Genomic DNA, 7,171 nt, shown 5'->3' with positions numbered 1-7,171 from the left:
AAAACTTGCTTAATTTCTTTAGCAGTAGCGATCTTACCAGTAAGAGCTCTCTCCATAAATGGCTCAAGAAGTGCTTTTTCTCTATCTGTTGTCAAACAGCTGTTACGCCTCCCTCCTTTCCCTGGTCCATCAAGTATTTTAGGCCCTAAACGATTATATTGGGATGTCAGATTGCGTACTGTCTGTTCTGCCAGTCCAATATGAAGAGCTATCTCTTTGGCTGACCTCGGTGCTATCAGTGCATTCAGGATTACTAACCATTTCTGTACGCGCCAAAAGCCTGTGGTCTCCCGTAGCTTCTCTTTTATCTCTGCTTCTGTCAGATGTTCCAACACTTTCGTCTTTTTCATCATCACTACCCCCATGTTTTATTTTTAGTGATAGTATAGCATAATACTTATTAGATTGCCACCTGGTATAACAGACTACTCGTTATATCTTGTTTTGCGCAGCAACCTTGCAGATTGCTCAAACAGAGTTCAAATATTATCTGAACTATGATTTTTTTGATTAAAGGCAAGATTGTTCAGTACAAATAATCTCTCCAACTATTTTAAGTATCTTCAGGAAATCCGCAATCTTATCTATACGACAAACGCCATTGAGGGGTTTCACCGACAGATACGCAAGGTTACAAAAACCAAAGGGGCTTTTTCATGTGAAACCGCCCTTTTAAAGCTGCTTTATATGGCAGTTCAAAACCTCCCCAGGGGGGATACCCCTGCTCAGAAAAATGGAACCAGCCTTTAAGAAACTGGAGGCAGACTATTTCTCAACTTGCTTTATTTTTTGAGGGTAGGTTTAAATTGGATATTACCGTTTAAGGTGATTTTACACTTGACACAGTTTATTGAATATATCCTCATGTAGCGCTTGCCTCTGACCTGGTACCACTACGACTATCCCCTCTTTTAATACATCATAATCATTATTATAACTTCTACTTTTTATCTCTATTATAGCATTTAAATTGTTATTCCCCCTGGTCTTGACAAGGGGTTTTACAAGTTAAAAACAGGTTGCTTTCCATTGTCTTTCTTATTATGACACAGTCTGTCCGCAGGAATGACAGGATAGGAACCCCACCTCCTTTGTCATCCCGCACTTGCAGGGGAATCCCCTTGTATGTTTCAATAGAGAGTGAGTAAGTATAAAAAGAGTAAAAAAGTATAATATTAATAGAGATGATATGATGCACGTATGTGCAATATGTCATAGGGGTGCAACAGGCCGTGAGTCCCCGTGGGTATATGAACTCGTCCTGAAGCAAGGGTCGTTACATCTATCTGAAATTAACCCGAACGGTTGGTAGGGTCGCTTAACCCGGATATTACAAGGATGGGTAGTCAGATTATGGAAGCAACTATTTTAGGGATTGATATTAGTAAACTTAAGTTGGATGTATCAGTAGGTTCTAATGGTAAGCACTTTATAGTTTCAAATGATGAAGAGGGTTTAACTAATTTGGTAAGTCAGATAAAAAAGATAGGGGAAGTAACAGTAGTAATGGAGGCAACATCGGGTTATGAAAAAGAATTGGCTCTTACCTTTGCAGATAACGGGATAAAGGTAGGGATTATAAGCCCAAAGAAAGTAAGAGACTTTGCAAGAGCAAGTGGGATATTGGCAAAAACAGACAAAATTGATTCACAAGTGATAGCACTTTTTGGTGAAAAGATGGAAATACGTTTATTTCAGGACAACAGAAATAAAAAACTCGATGAATTACTTACTCGCAGAAGACAAATAGCCTCTATGCTCAGAGACGAAAGAAATCGTTTACAAATAGCCTCAACGGAAATGAAAAGAGATATAACGGAGCATATCAAGTGGTTAACTGACAAACAAAAGGAGATAGAGACTCTTTTATCAGAAAAGATAAAAGAAAACTCTGAATGGAATGAACTCAGTGTACTGATAAGTTCGATTCCAGGTGTTGGTCCTGTTATGACATTTACAATAATAACAGAGCTGACAGAAATCGGGAAATTAAATCAAAAAGAGATATCAGCTCTTGTAGGTGTAGCGCCACTTAACAAGGATAGTGGTAAACATCGTGGTAACAGGTTTATCTGGGGAGGCAGAGCACAAGTAAGAGAAATATTGTATATGTGTACAATTTCAGCAATCAGTTATAATCCAGTTATCAAAGAATTTTATGACAGACTCCGTAAAGCCGGTAAACAACCTAAAGTAGCGATAGTCGCCTGTATGCATAAATTGCTTATTATAATGAATAGCATAGTTAAAAAAAGACAATTATGGTCATGTCCATAATATTTAATATTTCAAAAATTTTACTTGACATCACGGTTGCTTGAGGGGAGGTGGGAGCCAGTCCTTTTTCTCCACCATTATATTACCTTTTTGGCAGCTACCTTGGTATAAAACTAATAATGTATATCCCTTTGAGGTGTTTGTTAAAAAAGAAGAGGCTGGTTTAGACGTAGATTCTAAGTTGAGAATCCCACAGATAGCCATAAAATAAGCTGGGTGCGGCTTTAGCCGTATAGGCGTACATGTGTGTCTTAAAGAGCGCAGGGTTTCGGGGCAGGGCGTCTAAAGTATATTTCCCGTGGGGTAATTGTTTGATGTCTGCTCTTGTGGTATAATGTGATAATGGAACGCAGTGAGGCCATCAGCCGATTAATGCAGCATGAGGCCGACCTCAAACGGCTTGGCATAGAGCATCTTTACATGTTTGGTTCAACTGCGCGCAATGAGGCTAATGACAATTCCGATGTGGATCTGTTTTTTGATCACCCGGAGGGTTCCATAGGGCTTTTTGATTTGATGGATATAAGGAGTTTGCAGCTCAAATCCTTGGCTGTAAAACAGACATCATGACGCGGCGCAGCCTCCACAAAACACTGCGTGAGGAAATTGAAGCGTCAGCGATTCTGGTGTTCTGAAGAGTTGCTCACGATGTGTTGTGGAGCGTGGTGAGGGAATATCTGCCTGCTCTGGAAACAGTCTGCCGCCATGAGCTGGCTGCAGAAATTGCAAGGAAACAAAACATGATAAACTATGGAGAGATCAGTGGATAATTTAAAAGACATAGCGCACAGGATTCGGCAGCAAACATTTGAAACCATCTGTAACGGTGGCGGGGGGCACATTCCAGCCTCGCTGTCAATTGTTGAGATATTAACGGCGCTCTACTATGGCGGCTGTCTAAATGTTGACCCTAAGAATCCGTCTGACCCCGCCCGTGACCGGTTTATTCTCAGCAAGGGACATGCCTGTGTATCTCTCTATGCGGCACTTGCTATGAAGGGTTTTTTTGACCCGGAGGAGCTACAGAGATTTGGCAAATGCAGCAGTATTTTGGGCGGACACCCGGATATGTGCAAAGTGCCCGGGATTGAGGCCTCAACCGGCGCCCTTGGGCATGGCCTGCCATTTGGGATAGGGGTGGCAATGGCCGCTAAACTCAATCGTGCCAGCTACAAAGTGTTTGTGTTGCTTGGGGATGGCGAATGTCAGGAGGGTTCCATCTGGGAGGCCGCAATGAGTGCCCCTCAGTTTAAACTGGATAATCTTGTTGTTATAGTTGATTACAATAAAATGCAGGCTATGGATTTTCTGGATAACATCATACCGCTTGAGCCTTTTGTGGATAAGTGGAAAGCGTTTAACTGGACTGTAACAGAAGCTGATGGCCACGATATGGAAAAGCTGATTGAGATCTTTAATTCAACGCCAAAAGTTACCGGCAAACCCACCGTGATAATTGCCCACACGACAAAAGGCAAAGGGGTCTCTTTCATGGAAAACGTACCGATTTGGCACTTCAGAATGCCCAACGAGACGGAGATGAAAACTGCTAAGATGGAGCTTGGGATTATTTAATGAAATAAGGGGGAGGCGAGCTCTGCGATAAATTCTACATAAAGTGTTGTCTTGACTAAAACGCCTGAATTAGCTATAATGGCTACAAGGAGAGAATTTGCATGAAAACAGTAAACGCAACTGAGGTAAAGAACCGTTTTGGCCAGTATCTGGAGACATCGCTTAGTGAGCCGGTAGTGATAGAAAAGACAGGCAGAGCGGTTGCAGTTATGATTTCTATGGCAGACTATGAGCGGTTATCGGCTTTAGAGGATAGTTATTGGGCACAGAGGGCACTTGAAGCAGAGAAGTCAGGGTTTTTGGACCCACAGGAATCGCTTTCAGTTGTGCTTAAAAAATGAATAATGTTAAAACTTCAGATTACAAGGCAAGCAAGTGACTTTTTATATGATCTTGACCCAAAGCAATTCAGACAGGTAACAAGAAAAGTGCTGTCACTGATGGAAAATCCGGAGCAAACCGATTCCGCAGCATTAAAAGGTTATCCATTTAAGAGAGTGGATGTCGGGGAGTATCGAATCATCTACCGGACAGAAGCAGACACCTTAAAAATATCTCTTATCGGAAAATGCAATGACAACGAGATTTATAACATGTTAAAGAACATGGTGAATACCAAATAGGCCTAAAACTATAAGTATGCCCTTGAAAAGACAAAAATAGCAATAACTGACAGGACAAGAAGGACGATCCAAAAGAGTGCCTTTTGGGTTATTTCGACTTGTACCTTGGCAATTTTTACACTGACTACAACAGGGACTTTTACATCAATCCTTTCCAGATTTATGCGTACAGCTATACCACGCCTCTGTTCAGCAAGTTGCAAAGAATCGATTTTTTCCACACCTCTGTTCTTTACATCTGAATCATCTTTCACGACATATCCTTTCACTTAATATACAAACGATTAAGTATAAAGAGAAGAGCTCGCTGAGGATTTTCAAATAAGGATAAGCTCCCGTTCTCTTACTCCTTTGTCGGTCTCCTCACGAAATATAATTTGACTGTTTTCATCGTCCTGTACACTGTCAACAATAAGACCAACTGCAATAAAACGCCTCACAATTTCCGTAAAACTTGTGTTTCTCTTCTTTGCTATTTCCCTTATTTGTTTGTATAAACCGGTTGGTAAAACCAAACTGCATCTTTGTACCGAGTCATCAGTAATCTCTGCTTCAAACAAAACGTCTTTTTGTGCTGCCACCATCTTTCCTGCCGTATTAATTGCCGGGCTACCGGCTTTCATGAATAATCCTCTGCCCATATTAACCTCCTGTTGTGTTTTCCATTGAAAGGCATTTACAAATCATACTTAACTTTAACATAGATTAAGAGCATTGTCAACGCTTTTATTACGCTTTAAATAATAATTTATACACAAATAATATGTATTTTTTGTGTTATTTACGACATGAACGCAGATAATAACTTCTCTCCCCGCTTAAGTTAGACAACAACCCCGCATAAATGATATGATGAGCCATCGTGCACGAGATAGAAATAAAAGAGTTCGGGCCGCTTAAAGACGTAACACTGCCGGTAAAAGACCTGATGCTCTTTATCGGCCCGCAGGCAAGCGGCAAAAGCACGATTAGTAAGTGGATTTATCTTTTTAAATCTTTCAAGGATATTGTCGCTAAGCAGCTTAGAAAAGATGTTGTTTCAGTGGAGGAAACCCGGAGCAATATGGCAAGGAGGTTTGTATCCAGTGTAATCAAATCATTTGGACCAATAATTCTTGATGCTGAAGATTATTTAGCGAGGTACACTTATAAGTCTGATATGTTTATAGACTTTGTGCATGGTGCAGCAGGTTTCAGTAAAAACATGGTTTACAGTCTTAATGAAATAATAAGAAAAAGGGAAGCCATAGGCAAAGATTTTGCGGAAATAGATGGTAGGTTAAAGACTGAATTATCCTCAGTTGAAATCAGCAGTTTAAGAGAGGAAAGACAGCAGTACTTAAACCAATTAGAGAAAGAGGTTGAGGAGTTATTTGACGACCATACTATCCCGATTTATATTCCTGCAGGCAGAAGCTTTGTGACGGTAGCTGCGGAGCAAATACTAAAAATATCACTTGATGCACTTGATTATCTTATGAGTGAACACATTGGCAGAATAACCGTTAATAAAAGTTTATTTACAAACTCCCCTGATAAAGTAGTAACATTTCAAGAATCTCTTACTGGTGAAAAAGCATACAGAGCAGAAATTGATTATGTCATAAAGCAAATGTATAAAATCTTAAAGGGTGAGTATAGATATACAAATTCCGGGGAGCGGATATACTTTGAAGAGGGAAGAAAATATATACCGCTTCAGTACGCATCATCAGGGCAGCAGGAGACTTTGTGGATATTAAATATTCTCTTTCTGATAGTATTAAAAAAACAAAAAGTTTTTTTGGTAATAGAGGAGCCGGAGGCACACCTTTATCCTGTGGCACAAAAAGACCTTGTGGAACTAATAGCGTTTGTTATGAACCACACCGGCAGCCAGGTGCTTATCACAACACACAGCCCCTACATTCTGACTGCGTTTAATAACCTGATATATGCCGGAAATATCGGTAAAGATAAAAATAAGGCTGCAAAAGTTTCAGAAATAATAGACAAAACGTTATGGGTTGATATTAATAAAACGGGAGTCCATTTTATTGACGAGGGTAAAACCCGGGACATAATCAGCGAAAAACATAATATCATAGATGCCGCTGAAATTGATAAAGTGTCCGATATGCTAAATGAAAGATTTGATAAGCTTTATGACCTGGATGATTGATTAAAATATGAATATTTGTGAGATGTTTGTACAGGAATGCGAGGTTGAATATAAGTGCGTAGAACAGAGCGGAACAGACCCAGAGTTTATCGCTTCAGAGAAAAAGTCCAGCTTTATAATTAAAAACGTATCGGGAAAAGATATTTGTAAAGTAAAAATAGACAAATGTGTAATTGCTGACCATAATAAAAAACCGGATTTTCTCATTATAAATAACGATGATAAAATTCTCTATATTATTGAACTTAAAGGCACAAATTTTAGACGTGGAATACAGCAAATTCTTACACTCATTTACTTATATGAAAACAAACGATTTTTTAAAGAAGCCAATGTGGTAAACTCTTATATTGTGGTGTCAGAGTTAGGAGCAAATGTTCCTGATGTTGATGCTATAGCCCGTAAAGATATTAGGGATAAAATGGGCGAACTCAACGGTAAATTTCGCTATGCAAAAGGGACTTTTACAGAGTTGGCCTGAACAGGTGTTTTGTTGACTTTCCAGAAAGTATTCGTTATAATTTATCATAGAGAG

The 7,171-nt window shown here is 39.6% G+C and carries 10 protein-coding genes and 1 pseudogene; 8 read left to right on the top strand and 3 right to left on the bottom strand.

Translation table 11 applies throughout. The features are described from left to right. A partial coding sequence (locus HQK88_12195; protein ID MBF0617561.1) for a helix-turn-helix domain-containing protein occupies window positions 1–353 on the bottom strand: 353 nt, incomplete at its 3' end. Between the two features lie 169 nt (window positions 354–522). On the opposite strand from HQK88_12195, the gene HQK88_12190 reads away from it, so the two are divergent. The 6 genes and pseudogenes from HQK88_12190 to HQK88_12165 all read left to right on the top strand — a co-directional run bounded on the left by HQK88_12190 (window position 523) and on the right by HQK88_12165 (window position 4,475). Next, entirely contained in the window at window positions 523–750 is a 228-nt protein-coding gene (locus tag HQK88_12190) for a transposase (protein ID MBF0617560.1), read from the top strand. A gap of 603 nt (window positions 751–1,353) precedes the next feature. Then, a complete protein-coding gene (locus HQK88_12185) occupies window positions 1,354–2,277 on the top strand; it encodes an IS110 family transposase (GenBank protein MBF0617559.1) in 924 nt (307 codons plus the stop codon). Between the two features lie 342 nt (window positions 2,278–2,619). After that, window positions 2,620–2,912, top strand: a pseudogene (locus tag HQK88_12180) (nucleotidyltransferase domain-containing protein). 115 nt (window positions 2,913–3,027) lie between these two features. Beyond that, the gene (locus tag HQK88_12175) at window positions 3,028–3,852 is read left to right on the top strand and encodes a transketolase (protein MBF0617558.1); all 825 of its coding nucleotides are present in this window, start codon (window positions 3,028–3,030) and stop codon (window positions 3,850–3,852) included. Window positions 3,853–3,953: 101 nt separating this feature from the next. Then, on the top strand, window positions 3,954–4,193 hold the full coding sequence (locus HQK88_12170; GenBank protein ID MBF0617557.1) for a type II toxin-antitoxin system Phd/YefM family antitoxin: 240 nt from the start codon (window positions 3,954–3,956) through the stop codon (window positions 4,191–4,193). Between the two features lie 3 nt (window positions 4,194–4,196). After that, the gene (locus HQK88_12165; GenBank protein MBF0617556.1) at window positions 4,197–4,475 is read left to right on the top strand and encodes a type II toxin-antitoxin system RelE/ParE family toxin; all 279 of its coding nucleotides are present in this window, start codon (window positions 4,197–4,199) and stop codon (window positions 4,473–4,475) included. Window positions 4,476–4,483: 8 nt separating this feature from the next. Here HQK88_12165 and HQK88_12160 read toward each other — a convergent pair whose 3' ends face one another. Together HQK88_12160 and HQK88_12155 are read right to left on the bottom strand one after the other, a co-directional pair. Then, the gene (locus HQK88_12160) at window positions 4,484–4,729 is read right to left on the bottom strand and encodes a hypothetical protein (GenBank protein ID MBF0617555.1); all 246 of its coding nucleotides are present in this window, start codon (window positions 4,727–4,729) and stop codon (window positions 4,484–4,486) included. Window positions 4,730–4,792: 63 nt separating this feature from the next. After that, complete coding sequence (locus tag HQK88_12155) at window positions 4,793–5,116, bottom strand: hypothetical protein (GenBank protein MBF0617554.1); 324 nt, start codon at window positions 5,114–5,116, stop codon at window positions 4,793–4,795. A 221-nt stretch (window positions 5,117–5,337) separates the two neighbouring features. Between HQK88_12155 and HQK88_12150 the strand changes: the two genes are divergently transcribed. Both HQK88_12150 and HQK88_12145 read left to right on the top strand, forming a co-directional pair. After that, the gene (locus HQK88_12150) at window positions 5,338–6,636 is read left to right on the top strand and encodes an AAA family ATPase (GenBank protein ID MBF0617553.1); all 1,299 of its coding nucleotides are present in this window, start codon (window positions 5,338–5,340) and stop codon (window positions 6,634–6,636) included. A 7-nt stretch (window positions 6,637–6,643) separates the two neighbouring features. Further along, window positions 6,644–7,117, top strand: a complete 474-nt coding sequence (locus tag HQK88_12145; GenBank protein ID MBF0617552.1) for a hypothetical protein — start codon at window positions 6,644–6,646, stop codon at window positions 7,115–7,117. The last annotated feature ends 54 nt before the right edge of the window (window positions 7,118–7,171 follow it).

The sequence above is a fragment of the Nitrospirota bacterium genome (genome assembly GCA_015233895.1).
Classification (GTDB): domain Bacteria; phylum Nitrospirota; class Thermodesulfovibrionia; order Thermodesulfovibrionales; family Magnetobacteriaceae; genus Magnetomonas.
This window is presented reverse-complemented; position numbering and strand designations above follow the sequence as displayed.

Bases quoted from the DNA above. Each gene is read 5' to 3' on its own strand.
- HQK88_12165 (MBF0617556.1), top strand. From the start codon at position 4,197: ATGTTAAAACTTCAGATTACAAGGCAAGCAAGTGACTTTTTATATGAT.
- HQK88_12170 (MBF0617557.1), top strand. From the start codon at position 3,954: ATGAAAACAGTAAACGCAACTGAGGTAAAGAACCGTTTTGGCCAGTAT.
- HQK88_12185 (MBF0617559.1), top strand. From the start codon at position 1,354: ATGGAAGCAACTATTTTAGGGATTGATATTAGTAAACTTAAGTTGGAT.
- HQK88_12145 (MBF0617552.1), top strand. From the start codon at position 6,644: ATGAATATTTGTGAGATGTTTGTACAGGAATGCGAGGTTGAATATAAG.
- HQK88_12155 (MBF0617554.1), bottom strand. From the start codon at position 5,116: ATGGGCAGAGGATTATTCATGAAAGCCGGTAGCCCGGCAATTAATACG.
- HQK88_12175 (MBF0617558.1), top strand. From the start codon at position 3,028: ATGGAGAGATCAGTGGATAATTTAAAAGACATAGCGCACAGGATTCGG.